The 19,911-nt window shown below is 55.7% G+C and carries 20 protein-coding genes; 4 read left to right on the top strand and 16 right to left on the bottom strand.

Translation table 11 applies throughout. The features are described 5' to 3' along the window. Positions 1–19: 19 nt before the first annotated feature. From HCR03_RS11985 to ilvB, 5 genes are all read right to left on the bottom strand, one after another. On the bottom strand, positions 20–253 hold the full coding sequence (locus tag HCR03_RS11985) for a hypothetical protein (RefSeq protein ID WP_187034387.1): 234 nt from the start codon (positions 251–253) through the stop codon (positions 20–22). Then, positions 250–1,029, bottom strand: a complete 780-nt coding sequence (locus HCR03_RS11980) for an alpha/beta fold hydrolase (RefSeq protein ID WP_187034385.1) — start codon at positions 1,027–1,029, stop codon at positions 250–252. The genes HCR03_RS11985 and HCR03_RS11980 overlap by 4 nt, the downstream gene beginning before the upstream one ends. Positions 1,030–3,046: 2,017 nt before the next feature. Then, positions 3,047–4,048, bottom strand: a complete 1,002-nt coding sequence (gene ilvC / locus HCR03_RS11975; RefSeq protein WP_066645510.1) for a ketol-acid reductoisomerase — start codon at positions 4,046–4,048, stop codon at positions 3,047–3,049. Between the two features lie 51 nt (positions 4,049–4,099). Next, positions 4,100–4,603 (bottom strand): acetolactate synthase small subunit, encoded by a 504-nt coding sequence (gene ilvN / locus HCR03_RS11970; protein WP_187034383.1) that lies wholly within the window; start codon positions 4,601–4,603, stop codon positions 4,100–4,102. A 15-nt stretch (positions 4,604–4,618) separates the two neighbouring features. Then, the gene (gene ilvB / locus HCR03_RS11965) at positions 4,619–6,247 is read right to left on the bottom strand and encodes a biosynthetic-type acetolactate synthase large subunit (RefSeq protein WP_187034381.1); all 1,629 of its coding nucleotides are present in this window, start codon (positions 6,245–6,247) and stop codon (positions 4,619–4,621) included. Between the two features lie 690 nt (positions 6,248–6,937). On the opposite strand from ilvB, the gene HCR03_RS11960 reads away from it, so the two are divergent. From HCR03_RS11960 to HCR03_RS11950, 3 genes are all read left to right on the top strand, one after another. Continuing rightward, positions 6,938–7,258: a hypothetical protein gene (locus HCR03_RS11960; protein ID WP_187034379.1), complete on the top strand. Its 321-nt coding sequence runs from the start codon at positions 6,938–6,940 to the stop codon at positions 7,256–7,258. Positions 7,259–7,294: 36 nt separating this feature from the next. After that, positions 7,295–7,603, top strand: a complete 309-nt coding sequence (locus tag HCR03_RS11955; protein ID WP_187034377.1) for a hypothetical protein — start codon at positions 7,295–7,297, stop codon at positions 7,601–7,603. A gap of 84 nt (positions 7,604–7,687) precedes the next feature. Continuing rightward, on the top strand, positions 7,688–8,080 hold the full coding sequence (locus HCR03_RS11950; protein WP_187034375.1) for a hypothetical protein: 393 nt from the start codon (positions 7,688–7,690) through the stop codon (positions 8,078–8,080). On the opposite strand, the gene HCR03_RS11945 is transcribed toward HCR03_RS11950, so the two are convergent. The 8 genes from HCR03_RS11945 to HCR03_RS11910 all read right to left on the bottom strand — a co-directional run bounded on the left by HCR03_RS11945 (position 8,077) and on the right by HCR03_RS11910 (position 14,381). After that, a complete protein-coding gene (locus tag HCR03_RS11945) occupies positions 8,077–9,417 on the bottom strand; it encodes an MATE family efflux transporter (protein ID WP_187034373.1) in 1,341 nt (446 codons plus the stop codon). The two genes, HCR03_RS11950 and HCR03_RS11945, sit on opposite strands and share 4 nt — an antisense overlap. A 314-nt stretch (positions 9,418–9,731) precedes the next feature. Next, positions 9,732–10,304, bottom strand: a complete 573-nt coding sequence (locus HCR03_RS11940) for a TetR/AcrR family transcriptional regulator (protein ID WP_066645535.1) — start codon at positions 10,302–10,304, stop codon at positions 9,732–9,734. Positions 10,305–10,394: 90 nt separating this feature from the next. Next, a complete protein-coding gene (locus tag HCR03_RS11935) occupies positions 10,395–11,120 on the bottom strand; it encodes a TVP38/TMEM64 family protein (protein WP_187034371.1) in 726 nt (241 codons plus the stop codon). 82 nt (positions 11,121–11,202) lie between these two features. After that, entirely contained in the window at positions 11,203–12,489 is a 1,287-nt protein-coding gene (locus tag HCR03_RS11930; RefSeq protein ID WP_156990326.1) for an MFS transporter, read from the bottom strand. Between the two features lie 313 nt (positions 12,490–12,802). Further along, positions 12,803–13,237: a phage holin family protein gene (locus HCR03_RS11925; protein WP_156990327.1), complete on the bottom strand. Its 435-nt coding sequence runs from the start codon at positions 13,235–13,237 to the stop codon at positions 12,803–12,805. Then, on the bottom strand, positions 13,222–13,542 hold the full coding sequence (locus HCR03_RS11920) for a hypothetical protein (RefSeq protein ID WP_187034369.1): 321 nt from the start codon (positions 13,540–13,542) through the stop codon (positions 13,222–13,224). Before HCR03_RS11920 ends, HCR03_RS11925 begins: the two co-directional genes overlap by 16 nt. Then, a complete protein-coding gene (locus HCR03_RS11915; protein WP_187034367.1) occupies positions 13,532–13,978 on the bottom strand; it encodes an SHOCT-like domain-containing protein in 447 nt (148 codons plus the stop codon). The genes HCR03_RS11920 and HCR03_RS11915 overlap by 11 nt, the downstream gene beginning before the upstream one ends. Beyond that, the gene (locus tag HCR03_RS11910) at positions 13,965–14,381 is read right to left on the bottom strand and encodes a DUF2089 domain-containing protein (RefSeq protein ID WP_228724958.1); all 417 of its coding nucleotides are present in this window, start codon (positions 14,379–14,381) and stop codon (positions 13,965–13,967) included. The genes HCR03_RS11915 and HCR03_RS11910 overlap by 14 nt, the downstream gene beginning before the upstream one ends. A 213-nt stretch (positions 14,382–14,594) precedes the next feature. Here HCR03_RS11910 and HCR03_RS11905 point away from each other — a divergent pair, with 213 nt between their 5' ends. After that, positions 14,595–15,263 carry a hypothetical protein gene (locus HCR03_RS11905; RefSeq protein ID WP_187034365.1) on the top strand — a complete coding sequence of 223 codons (669 nt, stop codon included), beginning with the start codon at positions 14,595–14,597 and terminating at the stop codon, positions 15,261–15,263. 86 nt (positions 15,264–15,349) lie between these two features. Here the strand turns inward: HCR03_RS11905 and HCR03_RS11900 are convergent, their stop codons facing one another. The 3 genes from HCR03_RS11900 to HCR03_RS11890 form a co-directional block, all read right to left on the bottom strand. Continuing rightward, positions 15,350–16,198, bottom strand: a complete 849-nt coding sequence (locus HCR03_RS11900) for a deoxyribonuclease IV (protein WP_187034363.1) — start codon at positions 16,196–16,198, stop codon at positions 15,350–15,352. Positions 16,199–16,377: 179 nt separating this feature from the next. Beyond that, positions 16,378–17,472 (bottom strand): redox-regulated ATPase YchF, encoded by a 1,095-nt coding sequence (gene ychF, locus HCR03_RS11895; protein ID WP_156990330.1) that lies wholly within the window; start codon positions 17,470–17,472, stop codon positions 16,378–16,380. 202 nt (positions 17,473–17,674) lie between these two features. Next, positions 17,675–19,828 carry a Tex family protein gene (locus tag HCR03_RS11890; protein WP_187034361.1) on the bottom strand — a complete coding sequence of 718 codons (2,154 nt, stop codon included), beginning with the start codon at positions 19,826–19,828 and terminating at the stop codon, positions 17,675–17,677. Positions 19,829–19,911: the final 83 nt, after the last annotated feature.

Below are 19,911 nucleotides of genomic sequence, written 5' to 3'. Positions count from 1 at the left end.
ATAATAATAGGAATTATTATCAATAATTTTTTCTCTTGCTGACCGTTCCATCTCCGGAGAGCAGGCAAAGGAGAAACAGAAATACCAGGCGAAGCCAATCCATGCCGTTCCAGAAGCCCCCGCCGCAGACAAGCTCCGGGCTGAGGTTGTAATCATCCGCAAAAATCCCCTGGTTCCAAAATAGGGCCAGAGAAATCAGGAGGGAACAGAAGCTGATCACGAAGAGGAGGAGGAACAGCCACCTGGACTTCATGTGGAGGAACCTCCTTCTTCATCCGGCAGCTCGGAAAACCACTGCCGCAGCAGGCGAACGTATTCCCCGCAGTGCGCGATGCTGAGTTCCCCGTGGCGCATGCCTTTCGAAATGATCAGGCGGCTGCCGGGAATCGCTTTTTTCAACAGGCCCGCCGAAAGCTTCATCTCCGCGGATTCCCCGGAGCCGGCAAGAATCAGCACCCTTGAACCGGTTTCCTTCAGAGATGCGGGAATATGGAAATCCCCGTTGCTTTTCAGGATGTGAATCAGGGTATTCAGGGTCAGTTTCTGCGTGTCGCGGAAGTACGGTTCAAACAGCTCGTCGGGCAGGGAAAGCGCTTTTGCCTGAAGTTTGGCGAAGAAACGGAAGCGCATCAGCCCGTAAGAGAGCCGGATCAGGGGTTCCGGAACGGTTCGGCCCCGGTCGTGGCCGGGCTGGACCAGCACGCTTTCCAGTACGGCGAAATCGGCGATGTCCCTCCGCTCCGCGAGCGCCTCCGCCGCGATCTGCCCGCCGAGCGACAGCCCGCACAAAGCGAACACACGGCCGCCGCACGCGCGGTCGATAAACCGGATCAGTTTTTCGGCGGAATCCTTAATGGAGAGAAAATCCGTACCGCCGTCTTCGCCGTGCCCGTCGATGATTGGCATGACGACGCGGTATTCGTCCGTGAGCAGACGGGCCGCGCCTTCGACCGACCACCACGAAAGTCCGCCGCCGTGGAGCAGGATGACAACCGGATGCTCCGGTTGTCCCAATTCCTTGAATTTCATCTGCAAGGCCCTCCTTCTGGATATTAAAACTTTATTTAATCTTGGGGCTGGGCCCCTTAACCCTAATTTTTTCTGATTTTCTCTTTGTCCTCAGACCGGGCGGGGACGCAAAGCGTCTTTCGCAGCCGCAGCGAAGAAATCTAATTCTTTTGGGGCCAAGTGCCCCTTAACCATAATTTCTTCTTGTTTTTACTTCGTCCTCAGGCCGGACGGGCCCATACTTTCGGTCCCGTACGAAAGTATGCAAAGTACGGGTCGGGGGGGACTTCAAACTCCCGTAGGGAGGGCTCCAACCGTCCCCCCCGACGCCCCCCGACACCTGTCAAAGGGAAAAGCAATGTTCTCAAAGCACTCTGCTTCTCATTGACGACGGGGGCTCCGGAGTGAAAGCCACTGCTTCTTTTTTGGCAAACTGCAATTCGTTAGCTCACCTTGACTCAAGCTGTCGATATTCCGATCTCATTCATCTTAGAAAAACTTGCTATTACGCCTGTGGATTCTCTATGCGCTGGAGCAGTTAACTTTAGCAACTGCCGATTCCCTGTACGCTTTCTAACTAAGCACGCGGGGAAAGAATGGGACCGTCAATGAAAAGCACTACACTGGAGAATTGGAGCGGGCCCCTTGACAGGTGCCGGGGGTGTAGGGGGGACGGTTAGGTACCTTCCTCGACGGGAAGTTGAAGTCCCCCCTACTCAACCTTTGCCTACTTTCGTTTGAGGACGAAAGTAGGGGCCCGTCCGGCCTGAGGACAGTGTAAATTAATAGAAATAATTTGGGTTAAGGGGCACTTTGCCCCAAGAAGAACAACATCTGAGTGCTTCCAATGAGCACGCGGGGAAAGAATGGGAACCGTCAAGGAAAAGCACTACACTGGAGAATTGGAGCGGGCTCCTTGACAGGTGCCGGGGGTGTAGGGGGAGGCCGTCCGGCCCTTACTCGCCTACGGCGTCCACGGCTGAAGAATCATGTTTGGCTTTCATTTCTCTCGCCGCTCTTCATACCGACACTTTGGATGCAGCGTCACGCTGCTCCCCCCCTAATCAACCTTTGCCTACTTTCGTTTGAGGACGAAAGTAGGGGCCTGTCCGGCCTGAGGACAGTGTAAAATAAAAGAAATAATTATGGTTAAGGCGCACTTGGCCCCAAGAAGAAATTAAAAATGCCGCTCTGCGGCGCGGAAAGCCACATTGCGTCCCTGTCCGGCCTGAGGACAGTGTAAAATAAAAGAAATAATTATGGTTAAGGCGCACTTGGCTCAAAATAAATATTAGAATTACAGCTCTTCGGCGGCAAAAGCCGCATTCTTACAAGCCCCAGAGCAAAAGAAAATAATAACAAAAAAATAATTTCAGTTGAAATTTATGGAAAAAAGCGGTATACTGTTTCTTGTAAGGCACATAAAAAAGTGCAAAGCAGGGACAGGGTGCTGGAACACCCCGCCCCCTGCATACGGAGCCATACCCTCCATACACAGCGGTAAAACCGCGCATTTGCAGGTAATATTATACCTCATTCCCCCTGTTTTGTACAGAGCGGGAAAAAAGGGGCGAAAAAAATTCCTGCTTTTCACGCGCGCCGGTGTATGGAATGAGAATTCCGTACCGGTGCTTTTTTGTGCCCTGTATCGGGCGAAACGCCCGCTCCCGCGTATTTTTTTGGCACGGAACCCGGAAATTTCGTGCCGCCATTCTCTCCGCGGGGGCGGGAGCACGCCGCCCGGTACCGGCGGCTTTTCCGTTTTGACGGACGGGAAAGTGCAAAGCGCGTGAAAAGGAGTTCTTTGAATCAGGCAGAATTGGGCACGCTCTTATCAGGAGAGGTGCCGCAGGCAGCATGGCTCTCCGTCCTTTTGAAACGGCGGGGCCGCCGACAAAAAGACCGCGCGGATGCAGAAGCGTCCGCGCGGCCATTTTATTTTATGTTTCGTCCGTCCGGACGGGACGTTCACGACTTTAGTTTCCGGGAACTTCTGTTTTCCGTTTCAGCCGGCGGGCGCAGGGAACGTTGACCCTGCTCAGTCGATGGGCTGGTCGTTCCAGGAATACATCTTGCGCAGCTCCTTGCCGACGGATTCCAGCTCGTGCTCCGCTTCGATGCGGCGGCAGGCGTTGAAATGCGCGCGGCCGTTCTTGTTTTCCGCGATCCACTTGGTTGCGAAGGTGCCGTCCTGAATTTCGGAGAGAACCTTTTTCATTTCCTTCTTGGTCTCGTCGGTGATGAGCCGCTTGCCGGTCTCATAATCGCCGAATTCCGCCGTGTCGGAGATGGAGTAGCGCATCAGCGAGAAGCCGCCGCGGTAAATCAGGTCGACGATCAGCTTCATTTCGTGAATGCACTCGAAATACGCGTTTTCCGGCGCGTAGCCCGCCTCGACCAGCGTTTCGAACCCGGCCTTCATCAGGGCGGTCACGCCGCCGCACAGCACGCACTGTTCGCCGAACAGGTCGGTTTCGGTTTCGATTTTAAACGTGGTCTCCATGATGGCCGCTCTCGCCGCGCCGAGCCCCGCGCCGTAGGCAAGCCCGATGTCGTGCGCCTTGCCGGTGTAGTCCTGCTCCACCGCGATCAGGCACGGAACGCCCTTGCCCGCCGTGTATTCGCTGCGGACCGTGTGGCCCGGGCCTTTCGGCGCGATCATGAATACGTCGATGTTCTTCGGCGGCTTGATCTGCTGAAAGTGGATGTTGAACCCGTGCGCGAACGCGAGGGCTTTTCCTTCCGTCAGGTACGGCGCGATATCCGTTTTATAAACGTCCGCCTGCTTTTCGTCCGGAATCAGAACCATGACGATGTCGGCGGCCTTGGTCGCTTCCGGCACAGTGAGGACTTTCAGCCCCGCGGCCTCGGCCTTGGCGCGGCTCTTGCTGCCTTCGTAAAGGCCTACGATCACGTTGACCCCGCTGTCGTGCAGATTCAGCGCGTGTGCGTGGCCCTGGCTGCCGTAGCCGATAATCGCGACAGTCTTTCCTTTCAGCAGATTCATGTCACAATCGGCTTCGTAATAGATCTTTGGCATTTTGCATTCCTCCTGGCCTTTCGGCGAATTTTTTATGAATAAAGAATAGAGTTATTCCTTATTGTTTTTTTTCAGCATGCCTGAGCCCTTTTCAATGGCGAGGGACCCGGCGCGGACAACCTCCCGGATACCGTAGGGAGTCAGCAGCCCCAGCAGCGTGCGGCTCTGCTCTTCGTCGCCCGAAAAGCGCAGCGTTAAGGAAGAGGGCGCCACATCGATGATTTCCGCTCCCATCAGCCGCGCGACGTTGAGAACCTCCGCGTGCTGCCTGGATTTGCAGGCGACCTTGACCAGCGTCAGCTCACAGCTGACGAACGACCCGGGTTCCAGAACCTTGACCTTAATGACCGGGATCAGCTTGTTCAGCTGTTTTTCGACCTGCTCCACGATATAGTCGTCTCCGTCGACCACGATGGTCATACGGGAAATTTTCGGGTTCTGCGTGGTTCCGACGGCAAGGCTGTCGATGTTGAATCCCCGGCGAGAGAATAGGCCCGCCACGCGGGACAGAACGCCCGGCTGGTTTTCCACCAGAACGGAAAGAGTATGTTTCATGCGGCTTTCCCTCCCTTACAGCGTCGGCGCGCAGGGATCGACCCGGCACACCAGCAGAAACGGCCCGGAGGCCTCGAGCATTTCCCGCGCAAGGTGTTCGGCGGAGTCGTTGGAATCCGCCAGCACGGACCGGATTCCGTAGGCTTTCGCCAGCGCGACGAAATCGGGGTCCCCCGTCAGCTGCGTTGCGGGGCAGCGCCCCTCGTACCGTTTATTCTGAATTTCCCACACCATGCCGAGCCTGGTGTTCTGCATCAGGATGATTTTTACCTCCGCGCCGCTTTCCACCAGGGTGGCCAGCTCGCACAGCGACATTTGGAACGCGCCGTCCCCGCAGATGCAGATCACCTGCCGGTTCGGCTTTGCCAGCTTTGCCCCAATGGACGCCGGCAGCGAATACCCCATGGTGCCCAGCCCGCCGGAGGTGAGGAACCGCCCCTGCTTCACATTAAAGCTGGAGGCCGCCCAGATCTGGTGCTGACCAACGTCGGAAACCAGAATCGCGTCCTCCCGCAGCAGGGACGAAAACGCGCGGAAGAAGGAGCGCGGCTCGACAAAACCCGTTCCGTTCTGCGGGGTGCCGTGGGGAACGAATTCCGCCCTTTCCTGTTTCAGCCGCCGGGTCCAGGCGCTGTCCTCCCCGGCCGGAACCATCTGCTGGGAAAGGCTTTTCAGCACTAAGCGGACGTCGCCGACGATCGGAATGTTGACCGCCATGTTTTTCCCGATTTCCGCCGGGTCGACGTCAATATGAATGATCGTCGCTTTTTCCGTGATTTTTTCCGGGTCGTTGACGGCGCGGTCGCCGACCCTTGCCCCGCAGAGCAGGATGCAGTCCGACTCGTGAATCGCGCGGTTCGCGTTTTCATGCCCGTGCATGCCGATCATGCCGAGGTAGAGCGGGCTGTCCATCGGCATCACGCCGAGTCCCATCATGGTCGAAACGACCGGTATCCGGGTTCCCTCCGCAAAGGAGATCAGCTCTTCCCGCGCGGCGGCGCTCACCACGCCCCCGCCGCAGACGATCAGCGGCCGTTTTGCCGCGCGGACGGCTTCCGCCGCGCGTTTGACCTGCACGGCGTGTCCCTGCGTGCGGGGCTTGTACCCGGCGATTTCGGCTTTCTGCGGATAAACGAAAGAACCCGTTTTCGCCGTCTGCACATCCGTGGGAATGTCGATCAGCACCGGGCCGGGCCGCCCGGTGGAGGCGATGTGGAACGCCTCTTTAAACACGCGCGGCAAGTCTTCGATATTCTTGACCAGGTACGAGTGCTTTGTAAACGATTCGCACGCGCCGGTGATGTCCGCTTCCTGAAACACATCGCGGCCCAGAAGCCACTGGTTAACCTGACCGGTAATCGCGATTAAGGGAATCGAATCCATATACGCGGTCGCAATGCCGGTAATCAGGTTCGTCGCGCCGGGGCCGGAGGTCGCCACGCACACGCCCGGTTTGCCGGAAGCGCGCGCATAGCCGCTCGCCATATGCGCGGCGTTCTGTTCCTGCCGCACCAGCACATGGCGGATGTTCGACAGGGACAAAGAATCATAAAAAGGGCAGATGGCAGCGCCCGGATAACCGAATACCAGCTCGACCTGCTCGCTTTCAAGGCATTTGACCATGATTTCGGCTCCGGTGATCAAACGTACCACTCCCTTGCTTTCGTTTGAAATATTTTGTCTTCCATTATAAAATGGATTCGGATGCAAGTCAACACTTTTATTCGTTAAAGTGAGAAATGAATCAAAGGAAATTGCAAAAATCAAAAAGAAAGAATAATTTTTTCCCATTTTGTCATACGGAAACCATATATAACAGAAAAAATTGAAAAAAGTTGTAACAAAACTGGGGGCCGGGGTGTTATTGTTAATAGAGAGAAAATAAAATCTTTTCAAAAGGAGGATTCCGTCTTGAAAGATTTTGTAATTTTCATGCTTTTTCTTTGGCTGTTTGTTTTGGTGTTCACGAAAGTTTTGAATCGTATTTCGATCAAAAGCTGCAACATCGCACCGCAAAAAGGATTCAACTCTTTTATTGGCTTTTTTCCGCTTTCTACTGCGTAATCTTAATTTTTTATTTCATCCGGTAGCGGCGCGGGCGGGAACCCTTTTGCTGAATCGCCTGCCGCGCGGAGGGAGAAAAAGTGCCGAATTTCAAAAAATCTGTAACAAAACAGAGGGCCGCGGTGTTTTATTTAGGAAGGATTCAATTTTTTCCACCTGTGATCTTATGAATTCCGCAAATGATCGAGTCTTCAAATTGGAAAATTATGTCCGGGTTTCATATCCGTCCGTTCCCTGCGGGGACGGGAAAAAAGGAGGTGCGTTTCCCTGTTGAATATACTTTTGTTTTCTCCCCATTGGGAGGACGTAAGGCAAGCCGTTTTCTGGGCCAATTCGAATCATGGAAGCATCGGCTGGAAAATTGTTTTGCTGTTTCTGCCGGCAGGAATTACAATATGGAGCATTGTATCCCTAAGATCTTCTTCTCCACACCCGAAGACAGACGTATTTTATGAAATTTGGTGCTTTTTGATGCTGGTTGGGTGTGCCCTCTTTGTCCGCATGCCTGAATTTCTGTATCTTGTGATTCTTGGCGCGGCGGCGGGACTATACCCCATCGTGAAACATTACCGGAACAGACGCGGCAACTGAAAAAGATACCGGGAATTGTTGAAAGGGGGATGTCCGATGCAGACTGTTTTTCAAAATATCCGAGCCCTTGCGCTCCAAAATAACCAGAATGTTTGGACAGTTCTGATAAAAGTTGCGGTTCTGCTTGCGATGGTGGTCTTTCTTTTTCAGTTCTATCAATATAAGGCGCGGAAGAAACCTCTTCGTTATCCAAAACTTCACGCCGGCGGGCATTTTCTGTCTTTTCTCGTCGATGTTTATCTGGCAATCGTTCTTTCTCTCAGCCAATTTATCGGACTGACGCTGTTCATTTTGGCGTCGTATGCCTATTCTATCTATTACAAATCTCCGGAAGCCAAACATTGACGCGGAGAAAAAAGTTCGTTTCCTGCTTTCTGGGGCTGATCCCCAAATAAAACCGCCGAATTCATTCCGCATGAGGAGGATAAAATGAAAGTGAAACCGCTCTGGGCGCTGTCCTTTCTTATTGCTATTCTTTACAACCTTTTTTTCTTTACGCTGCTAGTCTGTTATTACGGCAAGGTTTCGTCCGTTGTTTCCTTTTTCTCCGATTTGGATGTCACGTTGATTTTTCTTGTAATCGGACTCATTGTTTTGTCCCTGCTCTATTTTCTTCTGGTATGTGCCGCAAAGCCGTTTCAGCGGATGAATAAAAAGGAAATCCGAATAGTTATTGTGATTGTCGTCTGCGAGTGCGCCGGTCTGCTCCTGATTTACCCGAGAACGCCTTCCCTGTCAATTGGTTATCTTTGGCTGGAGGTTTTGTCGCTTCAGATACTTTTTTACTTATACCGCATGAAACAAAGCGGATTGGAAGACTAATTCCGCGCCGCTTCTTGCATTCTTTCGTTGCGGATATACAGGAAACGAAACAGAGCTGCCGCCGAAACCGCCGCCACCGCGTGGCTGACGAGCACCGCCCACCAGACCCCGCCGAGGCCGAGGCTTCCCCGCGACAGAACAAACGCGAGCGGCATCCGGATGACAATATAGTAGAAAATCATGAGCGCCATTCCCATGCCCGGCTTTCCCAATCCGTTCATCGTGCCGAGAATGCAGTTTGTCACCGTATTCAGCACATATCCCACGCCGATGACGCCGAAATACCACGCGACGATTTTCGCAACGTCCGCGCTGTTTAAAAACAGACCGGAAAGCGAACCGGCGAATCCTACGACCGGCACGGTCAGCAAGACCAAAAGCACACAGCCGAACAGCAGCGATTTTTTCGTGTAATCGGCGGCGCGGTCGGCGCGCCCCGCGCCGAAGCACTGCCCGGTGATGGTCGTCAGCGCCATGTTCAGCGCCATGGCGGGATAAAACAGGATAACTTCCAGTTTTCCGGTCACGCCGTAGGCCGCGATAGCGGTCACGCCGAATCCGCCCACGATGGCGGTCAGCACGCCGGTGCTTAGGGCGGGAATGCTCTGCTGTACGGCGGAGGGCAGGGCTTTGAACAGAATCTGTTTTCCCTCGTTCCAATCAACAGCGGAAAGCTGAAAGTGAAACAATTTTTTTCCTGCGATGTACAGGAGGAGAATCACCATGGAAAGCGTCTGTGAAAGCAGCGTTGCGGCGGCCGCCCCGGCGAACCCCCATAAATGGATGAACAGCGGGTCAAGGCAGGCATTCAAAATGGTGCAGAATAAAATGGAGACCGCCTGAAGCGTGGTGTTGCCGTAGCTGCGCAGCACGGCGGTGAAATAAAGATAAAAGTAATCGGCGGGCAGCGCGAGCAGATACAGCGCAAGATAGCTTTTTGCCAGAGGGAAGACGGACGCGGGCGTGTTCATCGCGCGCAGAATCCCGTCCGCGAACCCTTCGCACAGGCCGGTTAAGAGAACGCTCATGACTAGAAATCCCATGAACGAAGTGGAGATCAGCGCCGTCACCCGCTTTTCGTCCTTTGCGCCGATTGCCTGCGAGAGCGGAATCGAAAGCCCGTTGGAAGCGCCCATCCCGAGCGCGGTCAGAATCAGAATGATGGGGGTGGAGCTGGTCAGCGCCGCCATCGCGCTTTCCCCCAGCAGGTTGCCGATCCACAGACTGTCCACCAGGTTATACGCCATGTTCAGCACCAGCGCCATGAGCAGCGGCAGCGCCATTTTCATCAGACCGGAGGTCGTCTTTTCCTCCGCGAAATTGATCCTTGATTTCATCAAAATTCTTCCTTTCTGAGTTGCCGGGGGATTCCCTTCCCCTGCGGCGGTATCCGAAACGCAGGACCCAATGAGAAACTGGATTCTATCGTTAAAGGCATTGATGATGAATGAACGCCATTCATCAAAAAGCGAACCATCGTCTTTCCTCCGAAATACAAATAAGGTTTTCTAGGAGAAGAAAATTTATATGAATGAATATCATTCAACAAAATGGCAAAAAAACCTTTCAAAAACGAAAGGATTTTCTATTTCGGCGGAACTGCATGCACGCCGGCGGGGCGCGGAAATAGATCCGAACGGATCCGTCCGCGTTAAAACAATTCCAGCATCTTGAGCTGAAACTGACGAATGCGGCGGGATTTTTCCTCCGGAGCAAGGTCATGCGACAACAGAATGCCGAGCTGCCCGTAAATGAAAAAACTGGCCGCCGTGCGCGCGTCATCCACATGGATTTCCCCGGCTTCCTGCGCATTTTGCAGCTGTTTCGCCAGTAACGGCGTTAACTTTTCACACAGGCGCAGAGAAAGACGGTCGTGGAACGGGCGGCTTCCCTCGCCGTGAAAAACGCGGTAATAATCGCTCCCCTCGCTTTCGATCTGCGGGTAAGCAGGCGAGCAAAGAATCTTTTCGCGCGGGGTTTTGCTCCCGTCGCACAGAATCGGAAGCATCTTGCTGACCTGCATGTCGGCGTAGTGGTCGATCGCCGCCTCAAACAGGGCTTCTTTCGAGGCAAAATAGCGGTAGCAAAGGCCCTGCGCGATCTTTAGCGATTCCGCAATGTCGCTGATGGAGGTTTTATCGTACCCTTTTTCGCTGAACAGCTTCATTGCGGCGTCCAGAATTTCCTGTTTGCGCTCTTCCGGCTCTTTCGTAATCCGCGTCATTGCGTCATCTCCTTCGGGATAAAACCAGAATAGCACAACGGCGATGTTTTGTCAATGAATAATGTTCATTCAATAAAATTTTAACGGAAGCTATTTTTTCCGCGCGGTGGCGGAGCGGTAGATGAAAAACGCCGCGAGGGCGGGAACCGCGACAACGCAGAGCAGCGGAATCGCCCGCGCGTAGTTTCCGCTGCCGAGCGCGTGCCCGCCGAACGAGCAGAAGAGCAGCGCCGGGACGCGGGCCAGCGTGGAAATGGCGAGGAAACGTGAAAACCTCTGCGGCACGAAAGCGGCGGAAAGAATGAACAGCCGCTTCGGCAGGCCGGGAATCAAAAACACGGTCCATGTGGCAAGGCGGCGCGCCGTTTCGTCGCGCAGAATCCACGGGCTTTCCCCGTGCGGGAATAAGAGAAGGAAGAACCGCTCCCCAAACAGCTTGGCAAGGGTAAAAATCAGCGCGGTAGAGCATACGACGGAAACGAGCGTCAGCAAAAAGCCGCCGAACGGCCCGAAAAGATAACCGGCCGCGACCGCCGTCACTTCCAGCGGGAGCGGCAGGAACCCCTGTACCACCTCGAGGCCGAAGACCGTCAGGACGCCGAAAGCACCCTGACGCCGAACGACGGCGCGCAGGCGTGCCGGGTCGGAAAGCATGCCCGCCAGCGGACGGCACAGCGCCGCCGTCAAAAGGACAAACAGGGCGAGCGCCGCCGCCAGAACCAGCGCGCCCAGCAGGGTTTCCCTCCGCCGGGCGCGCCGTTCCGGCGCGGCCCCGCCGTTTGCGCGCGACTTCATTCGAATCAGGATGGTTTTCAAGCGAATTCTCTCCCGCTCCCGTTCATTTCCGTGTTCTATTATTATATGGCGGGCGGAACAGGAAATTCACGGGAATGGGAAATCATTCCTCTGCGATTTCCGATTCGGCTTCGGTCGTACACGCGCCGGGCGCCTGCGGTTCATCCCGGGGCGCCGTGCTTTTTGGAACGATAAACTCACGGGAAGAGCGGCTCGCGACAATCAGCAGCGAGAAAAACATAGAAACGGCAAACGCGGAAGAAATTACGGCACGCAGAGGAAACACTTCACCCAGCGCACCGGCCAGCGCCATCGCGATGGGGGTCAGTCCCTGCACCGTCATCATCATGAACGACATGACCTTTCCGCGCATCTCCTGCGCGGTAGAAGTTTGCACCGCCGCCATGAACAGCACGTTAATCAGCGCGTTTGCGAATCCGCCCAGTGCAACCAGAATAATCATGAGCGGCACGGCGCTTTGATAAATGCCCGCGATGAAGCTCAGGTTGCTGACAAGACATGCCGCAAGGTAGGCAGGGACGATGCTTTTCGGTTTCAGCGTCACAATGGAAAACAGAAGAAAGCCAAGCATTGAGCCGCCCATAAAACTGCCCATGATCATGCCGTAGCCGGAAGCGCCGAGAACCGGAGAATTATTGCAGAACGGCAGAATCAGCGTAATGCCGATATAGGCACAAAAGTTGCACATCGCGGCTGCCAGCAGAACCAGCCGCATGCCGGGAAAGCGCCACATATACCGGAAGCCGTCCTTCATATCCTGAAGAAAGCTGACCTTTTTCACCTGTTTGCTGTCCGGAATGTTGACAAAGCCCATGGAGCCGCCCGAAAACAGGAAGGACAGGCCGTCGAACAGAAACAGCGCGGGCGCGCCCAGCGCCTGATAGAGAAATCCGCCCGCGACGCTGCCGATTAAGTTGGAGCCGGTCGATACGATGGAAAACGCGGAATTGGCGTTCGCGATTTTTTCCTGCGGAACCAGGTCGGGCACGGAGGAAAGAACCCCGGGGCTGAACACCGCGCCGCAAAGGCTCAGGATAATCCCGGCGGCGAACACCATCCAGACCTGGAGCGCGCCGTTCCACGCCGCGCCGGCAATCAGCAGGATGCACACAGAGCGAAGCAGATCCATTGCGATAAACAGCCTTTTTTTATGCGCGCGGTCGATTAAAACGCCCGCGAACGGAGAAATCAGAACGCCCGGCAATGTGGAGGCCGCCATCAGCGTGCCCATCATCGCGGTGGAGCCGGTCACGGCGAGCACCCAGAACCCCAGCGCGATGCTGTAAACCGCGTCGCCCGCCGTCGAAACCAGCTGCCCCTGCCATAAGATTAGAAAGTCTTTATTCCATAATTTTTTACTGTTTTGCATATGCGTTATTTTCACCCTTTCAATTTTTGGGGAATTGCTAATTTGAGTTACAGGCCGCGCGCCGACCGGTCAGCACACGTTTCACAAGCCCTGAAACTTACAGAAATTCCGAAAAATGGCTGAATGTTGGTCTGAAAAAGGGCGCACGAACCGACAGCTTTATCGTTTTGATAAAACCTGATGCTCCCGCGCAAAATTCGCTTTGCGCGCTGGTTTGCTTTCTTCCAGTGTGATTCAGTTTTTTATTCTATGAAACCGGGCCGCCGTGCCGCGGCAGAGTGTCCGCCCCGCCGCGGGCCCCGGCCGGTTTTATTCAGCGGGCCTTGTGCGCGAACATCATGTTTCCCAGTGAGATCAGCAGCGAAATAAAGACGCACACCCACAGCCCGTGGATCGCGATGCCCGGAATCAGCGCGGCCGCCAGAGCGACCACCACCCCGTTGACCACAAGGCTGAACAGCCCGAAGGTCACCAGAGAAAACGGCAGCGCCAGAAGCTGAAGCAGCGGGCGGAGAAAAATATTGAGAACCCACAAAACGGTGGCGCAGGCGATCAGCGCCGGAAGTCCGCCCCACAGGACGAACCGGCCGGGGAAAATCTGCGAAGTCAGGAACAGGGAAACAGCGCAGACCAGCCACTTTACAAAGAGTTTCATTGTTGTTTTGCCCTCCAAATCAATCAGATACCGGTACCGCACAGGGTGAATGCGGTTTGCCGGCGGAAAACCGTCTTTCAGCGAAGCAGGCATTTCACCTGCACCCGGTGCCCCCCGGGGCTTTCCACGTCCACATCGACAAGGTCCGTCGGGCCGGAGCGGGAGAACTCCCGCGCGGTTTGACGGATGGCGGCGGCGATGGCGGCGGCCGGAATGAAATCCAGCCGGTTTCGAACGCCGGGGAACCACTTTGCCGCCGTCAGCACGTCTTCCGCCATGTCGGCCCACTGGCACAGCAGAAGCGTCGGCACAGGCACGCCGAACGCGAATCTGCGTTTTCCGGGCGGATTCTGGATCCGCACCGAAACCCACAGCACCATTGCAGGCCTATTCCACATAGATCCTTACCTTGGAGTTTCCTTCCCCCTCGCCGTCGCCGGAATCGACATTGATGAAATCTTCATCCGTGCCGCTTTCAATCAGCTCTTCGACTTCCGCAAGGATCGCGGCGACATCGATGCCCTGCTGTTCCAGCTCGAGCCTGGTCTTTTTCGGAATGCTGGAGGATGCAATCGGGCCAAGGGCGCGAATCAGCGAGATGGGGATGCTGACGTTCACTTTCGATTTGCCTTTATTCGCCTCGTCGCTGTCGACCAGAATTCTCAGCTTTTTCGGCTTGCGGCCGCGATTGTCTTTTAAAACGACCGGCTCCGGGGCGGGTTCTTCGGGCTGCTCGCGCTTTTCCAGCGCGTCGAGAAGCTGCTCCGCTTCCTCGGTTGTAATCGCTCCGTCGCGAAGCAGGTTTAAAATGCGGGTTTTTTCATTGCCGTTCATGAGGAATTCCTCCTTGAAAATTGTTTTGATACGGATTATTTACCGGAAAGAAGTCTGGCGGCTTCCTGTGCCGTGATTTTTTTTTTTCCAAAAGGTCCAGCACCTCCTGCGTATCCGGAAGCGCCGGTGCGGGCGGGTCCTGCGGGAACAGCGCCGCAAGCAGGTCTTCGAGCATGTTTTTCACCGTAGGGTACGAAACAGACAGCGTGCGTTCCACTTCTTTGATATTCCCGCGGCATTTCAAAAATGTGTCGAGAAACAGCTTTTGCTTTTCGTCCAGCGAGCAATATCGGCAGGGAGCGAACGTTCCCGTAATCTCCGACGAGCAGTTCGGGCAGGTCAGGCGCGTGATCTGCAGCTCTGACCCGCAGACGGAACATTTGGTTGGCGCCGAATATACCATGCGATCTTCCTCCGTTCTTCGATCTGATACTATCATAATCACTATTCTTAAAAATGTCAATTATAAAATCAATATTTTTAAGTTTATTTTTAATATTTTTAATTTCATAGCTGCTTTTATTCAAAATCCGTGAAAAATTCATCCGGTTTCTTGCAATTTTGCCCGCTGGATGCCAGAATAGAATTAAATTGCGGGAACGAGGAGCTGTTGGCGGTGAAAGGGGCAAAAATCGCACGAAAATATCTGGGCGGCGGAGACCTGGCCGCGCTGTTCGAAGCCATTGGAAACGAGCAGAAAAATTACAACTGGGTTGTGACCGACCACGATTTTTTCACGCGCGAGGAACCGTTAAAACAGCGGTTATCCTGGACGGGCGTATTTTTCACCGGCGAGGAGCTGACGGAACTGTTTGTTCCGCGGCGGCGCGTCACGTTTATCGATGCCGTGCTTTCCGCTTATCCGAAGGAAATTCCGGTGCGCGAGCTTCAGACTTACGAGCTGCCCGAGTGGCAAAGCCCGGGGTACTGGCAGGAGGATTTAGAGCTTCAGACTCCGCAGGCGGTGATGGAACTCGTCCCATGGGACGGGTACGAGCTTCTGTTTCTCAGCAGGCGGGACGGATTGGTTGACTCATTTTTGCGCGCGTTTCCCCAGGCGCTGGACCTCGGGGAGACAAACCGCAGGGAAAAGGCCGTCGAGCGCCGCATTACGGAGATTTTTCACCGGGCGGCAACGGAGCGCGGCATCCTTCTGACTGAAAAAACGGAGAAATACAAATACTCTGTCTTTCAGTCTTTATGCCGCAAAGGGGATAAGGAAAACCTGGAGGTCACGGACGAAGAAATCGGCGCCGAGGTTGAAAGGCTGCTGCGCGGCCTGTAAAAAAGCCCCCGGAAAAACTCCGGAGGCTCACGTGCTGATTGGAAACAGGGCTGAAAAGATACAAATTGTATAGAAAAGTATAAATATTACAAAGATTTGTCGAGCTTTTCCCATTCCTGCGAGATTTCCGCGATTTCCCGCCCGTGGCCGGAAAGGTCGTTCGGCGTTTCCAGAATCAGCGGCAGGCCCCGCACGGCGGGATGACGCGCGAAACGGAGCAGAGCCCCGAACCCGATCTGCCCTTTGCCGATCAGCTCATGGCGGTCTTTGCGGCTGCCGAGGGGATTTTTGCTGTCGTTCAGGTGGACGGCTTTCAACCGCCCGAGACCGATGACGCGGTCGAATTCCGCGAGCACCCCGTCCGGGTCGCCGACAAGATCGTACCCCGCGTCGAACACGTGGCAGGTATCCAGGCAAACGCCCACTTTCTCCGAAAGTTCCACCCGGTCCAGAATCGCGCGCAGCTCTTCAAAGCTGCGGCCGACTTCGCTTCCTTTGCCCGCCATGGTTTCGAGCAAAACCGTGGTGTTCATCTCCGGCGTGAGCGCTTCGTTGAGCGCGTCCGCAATCATACGGATGCCTTCTTCCGCGCCCTGCCCGACGTGACTGCCCGGGTGGAAATTATAGAAATTTCCGGGCAGGCGTTCCAGCCGCTCCAGATCATCCGCCAGAACCGACCGCCCGAACGCGCGCGTCTTTTCGTCGCCGGAGCAGACATTCATGGTATAGGGCGCGTGAGCGACAAACGGGCCCATCCTGTTTTCCCGCATCAGAGAAAGAAATTTGCTTTCGTCCTCCGGGTCGAGCGCGCGGGCTTTTCCGCCGCGCGGATTGCGCGTAAAAAACTGAAACGTGTTTGCGCCGATGGAAAGCGCGTCGCGGCCCATCGCGGCGTATCCCTTCGCGGCGGAAAGATGGCAGCCGATTTTCAGCATCCGGTTTCTCCTTGTTTTTCATACAAATATTGGGGCTTTTGGCCCCACTTGGCCTAATCCCGGGGCTGAGTGCCCCGTAACCTTCAGTTGAAGGTTCTAAAGTTGAGAACCAAATTTGTTTCTTTTCGTTTCTAATACTCAAGGCCGCGTAGCGCGAAAGACGATTTGCGTCCCGGATTTTAGACGTTAAAGCGGAACAGCACCACGTCGCCGTCGCTCATCACATAATCCTTGCCCTCGCTACGGACAAGCCCTTTTTCCTTCGCGGCGGCAAGGGAGCCGCAGGCGATCAGGTCGTCGTAAGCGACGACCTCCGCGCGGATGAATCCGCGTTCGAAATCCGTATGGATTTTACCTGCGGCCTGAGGGGCCTTGGTCCCTTCCCGGATCGTCCACGCGCGGACCTCCGGTTCCCCGGCGGTCAGGAACGAGATAAGCCCCAGCAGCGAGTAACAGGCGCGGATCAGGCGGTCCAGACCGGACTCATCGAGTCCCATGTCGGCAAGGAACAGCACCTTTTCCTCCGGTTCCAAGCCGCTGATCTGCGCCTCTGTTTCGGCGCAGATCGGCAGCACGCCCGCGTGCTCGCTTTCGGCGAATTCTTTTACCACCCCAAAATACGGATTCTTTTCCACGCCCGCCGAAAAATCGCCTTCGCTCATGTTCGCGGCATAGATGATCGGTTTATTCGAAAGCAAGGCGACGGAAGCGAGCAGCTCCGCCTGATCCTCCTCGCATTCGACCGTGCGCGCGGCCTTTCCCTCGTTCAGAACATCCTTGACGTGCTTGAAGAAATCCAGCTCCGCCTGATATTTTTTATCGGCCTTGATCATTTTCTGTGTGCGCTCGATGCGCCGGTCGAGCACCTCAAGGTCGGAGAGAATCAGCTCCGTGTTGATGGTTTCGATGTCACGTTTCGGGTCGATGCTGCCGTCCACATGCACGATGTCGTCGTCCTGAAAGCAGCGCACCACATGCACGATTGCGTCGCATTCGCGGATGTTGGCGAGGAATTTGTTGCCGAGGCCCTCTCCCTTGGAAGCGCCGCGCACCAGCCCGGCGATATCGACAAACTCGATCGTTGCGGGCGTGTATTTTTTCGGGTGGTACATCTCCGCCAGCTGATCCAGGCGTTTGTCCGGAACGGCGACCACGCCGACGTTCGGCTCAATCGTGCAGAACGGATAGTTCGCGGCCTGTGCGCCCGCGTTGGTAATCGCGTTGAACAGCGTGCTTTTGCCGACGTTCGGCAGTCCTACAATACCCAGTTTCATCGGTGAATCCTCTCTCTTTTCAGTGTGTTTTTTCGGCGGCGCCGTTTTCGCACCGGGATATTCGGGCATCCCGCTTTCACGGGAAAATATTTTCAACCATATTATAAAACTTTGTGGAAAAAACCGCAAGGAAGAGTCTTTTCGCGCCGCGCGCCCGGCTGCTCAAGCCGCTTTGTGTCCCCGTGCGGCCATGAGGGCAGAATCAAACTTTCTTCTGTTGCTTCATCGAAAGGGAAATGCGCTGCTTCTTCACGTCGACCGACAGGACGCGGACCTTGACAATATCCCCGACCTTCAGGACCTCCGACGGGTGCCTGATAAACCGGTCGCAAACTTCGGAAACGTGAACCAGCCCGTCCTGATGCACGCCGATGTCGACAAACGCGCCGAAATCGATCACGTTGCGGACCGTGCCGGTCAGCTCCATGCCCGGCTTCAAATCCTCCAGCTTCATCACGTCGGTGCGAAGAAGCGGCTTCGGCAGCTCGTCGCGCGGGTCGCGGCCCGGCTTTTGCAGCTCGGCGACGATGTCCATCAGCGTCGGCACGCCGACCCCGGCCACCGCCGCGGCTTTTTCCTTTCCGATTTGCGTCACCTTTTCCGCAAGACCCGGAAAGCTTCCCCGTTTTACTTCGGCGGGGCTGTAATCGCACAGTTTTAACAGCGCCTTCGCCGCGTCATAGGATTCCGGGTGTACGGCGGTGTGGTCCAGAATATTCTCACTTTCGGGAACGCGCAGAAATCCCGCGCACTGCTCGAAGGCCTTCGGGCCGAGCTTCGGTACCTTTAAAAGCTCTTTGCGGGCGCGGAACGCACCGTTTTCCTCACGGTATTTTACGATGTTTTTCGATACCGCCGCAGTGATTCCGGCAATATGCTCCAGAAGCGACGGCGAGGCCGTGTTCAGGTCCGCGCCGACTGAGTTGACGCAGTCCTCCACCACGCCGGAAAGCGCCGAGTCCAGCATCTTTTTCGGCATGTCGTGCTGGTACTGGCCCACGCCGACCGCCTTCGGGTCGATTTTGACCAGCTCCGCCAGCGGGTCCTGCAAACGGCGCGCGATCGAGACCGCGCTGCGCAGGGTTACGTCGAATTCCGGGAATTCCTGCGCGGCCAGCTTGCTCGCCGAATAGACGGACGCGCCCGCCTCGCTGACCACCATGTAGGAAACGCCCGCGTCCAGCTCGCGGATGACCTCGGCGGCGAACTGCTCCGTCTCGCGCGACGCGGTGCCGTTTCCAATGGCGATGACCTCCACATGATGCTTCAAAATCATCCGGCGGATGGTTTCTTTGGCCTGCTCCACCTTCGCCTGCGAATGGGTCGGGTAAATGACCCCGGTGTCCAGTACGCGTCCGGTCGCGTCCACCACGGCGACCTTGCAGCCCGTGCGGTACCCCGGGTCAAGGCCCATCGCGATTTTGCCGCGCACCGGCGGCTGCATGAACAGCTGCCGCAGATTGACCGCGAATACCTTAACGGCCGATTCGTCCGCCGCTTCCGTCAGGGAGTTGCGGATTTCCCGCTCGATGGAGGGAAAAATCAGCCGGGTGTAAGCATCCTCGCAGGCGGAGCGCACCGCGCGGGCACAGGCGGTATCGCCGCGGACGCATTCGGAAAACACGATGTTCAGCCCGCGGGCAGGGTCCAGCTCGACGGAAACCTTTAAAAATTCTTCTTTTTCCCCGCGGTCGACGGCAAGCACGCGGTGCCCCGCGATTTTGTTCATCGGCTCGCGGTAATCGTAATACGGAGCGTAAACGCTGTCCTCGTCCGGCTTCGCCGCTTTTGAAACCAGAATCCCGTGCGCGAGGGTCACGACGCGGAGCCTGCGGCGGATCTGAGCGTTGTCGGAGACGTTTTCCGCGATGATGTCGAGCGCGCCGGCGAGCGCGTCCTCCGGCGTATCGACTCCTTTTTCCGGGTCGGCGTACTGCTTTGCAAAAGAAAGCGGTTCGCCGGGGCCCTGCTTTTCAATCAGCTCCGCGAGCGGGGCCAGTCCTTTTTCCTTTGCGACGGACGCGCGCGTCTTTCGTTTGGGGCGGAACGGGCGGTAAATGTCCTCGATTTCCGCCAGCGTCTCCGCCTTTTGCAGCGCCGCCGCTGTCTCCGGCGTCATAAGGCCGGTTTCCCCGATCAGCGCGCCGACTTCCTCCCGGCGTTTTTCCAGCGAGCGCAGATATTCCAGCCGCTCCGCGATTTCCCGCAGCTTCTGGTCGTCCAGCGAGCCGTGCGCCTCCTTGCGGTAGCGCGCGATGAACGGAATCGTGTTTCCTGCGTCGATCAGCTCGACGATGTTTTTCACCTGCCATTCCTGCAGGCCGAACTGTCGTGTCAATTCCAGGGTCGGATTCATGGAATCCCTCCAAAAATCGTAAGATTATCGTTCTTTTGGGACAGTAAATGTGGTAATATATAGAAAATCAATACTCCCGCGCT

Origin of the sequence: Caproicibacter fermentans, assembly GCF_014303955.1 — a bacterium.
In the GTDB taxonomy this organism is placed as follows: Bacteria; Bacillota; Clostridia; order Oscillospirales; family Acutalibacteraceae; genus Caproicibacter; species Caproicibacter fermentans.
The sequence above is the reverse complement of the archived record's forward strand: the minus strand, read 5'-3'. Positions and strand labels throughout refer to the sequence as shown.

What these genes read in the sequence shown, in the direction of transcription:
- HCR03_RS11985 (WP_187034387.1), bottom strand. Translation starts at nt 253, where the DNA reads ATGAAGTCCAGGTGGCTGTTCCTCCTCCTCTTCGTGATCAGCTTCTGT.
- HCR03_RS11980 (WP_187034385.1), bottom strand. Translation starts at nt 1,029, where the DNA reads ATGAAATTCAAGGAATTGGGACAACCGGAGCATCCGGTTGTCATCCTG.
- HCR03_RS11950 (WP_187034375.1), top strand. Translation starts at nt 7,688, where the DNA reads ATGAAAGTGAAACCGCTCTGGGCGCTGTCCTTTCTTATTGCTATTCTT.
- ilvC (WP_066645510.1), bottom strand. Translation starts at nt 4,048, where the DNA reads ATGCCAAAGATCTATTACGAAGCCGATTGTGACATGAATCTGCTGAAA.
- HCR03_RS11890 (WP_187034361.1), bottom strand. Translation starts at nt 19,828, where the DNA reads ATGAATCCGACCCTGGAATTGACACGACAGTTCGGCCTGCAGGAATGG.
- ilvN (WP_187034383.1), bottom strand. Translation starts at nt 4,603, where the DNA reads ATGAAACATACTCTTTCCGTTCTGGTGGAAAACCAGCCGGGCGTTCTG.
- HCR03_RS11915 (WP_187034367.1), bottom strand. Translation starts at nt 13,978, where the DNA reads ATGAACGGCAATGAAAAAACCCGCATTTTAAACCTGCTTCGCGACGGA.
- HCR03_RS11900 (WP_187034363.1), bottom strand. Translation starts at nt 16,198, where the DNA reads ATGCTGAAAATCGGCTGCCATCTTTCCGCCGCGAAGGGATACGCCGCG.
- HCR03_RS11955 (WP_187034377.1), top strand. Translation starts at nt 7,295, where the DNA reads ATGCAGACTGTTTTTCAAAATATCCGAGCCCTTGCGCTCCAAAATAAC.
- HCR03_RS11910 (WP_228724958.1), bottom strand. Translation starts at nt 14,381, where the DNA reads ATGGTATATTCGGCGCCAACCAAATGTTCCGTCTGCGGGTCAGAGCTG.
- HCR03_RS11930 (WP_156990326.1), bottom strand. Translation starts at nt 12,489, where the DNA reads ATGCAAAACAGTAAAAAATTATGGAATAAAGACTTTCTAATCTTATGG.
- HCR03_RS11940 (WP_066645535.1), bottom strand. Translation starts at nt 10,304, where the DNA reads ATGACGCGGATTACGAAAGAGCCGGAAGAGCGCAAACAGGAAATTCTG.
- HCR03_RS11925 (WP_156990327.1), bottom strand. Translation starts at nt 13,237, where the DNA reads ATGCCTGCTTCGCTGAAAGACGGTTTTCCGCCGGCAAACCGCATTCAC.
- ychF (WP_156990330.1), bottom strand. Translation starts at nt 17,472, where the DNA reads ATGAAACTGGGTATTGTAGGACTGCCGAACGTCGGCAAAAGCACGCTG.
- HCR03_RS11945 (WP_187034373.1), bottom strand. Translation starts at nt 9,417, where the DNA reads ATGAAATCAAGGATCAATTTCGCGGAGGAAAAGACGACCTCCGGTCTG.
- HCR03_RS11920 (WP_187034369.1), bottom strand. Translation starts at nt 13,542, where the DNA reads ATGTGGAATAGGCCTGCAATGGTGCTGTGGGTTTCGGTGCGGATCCAG.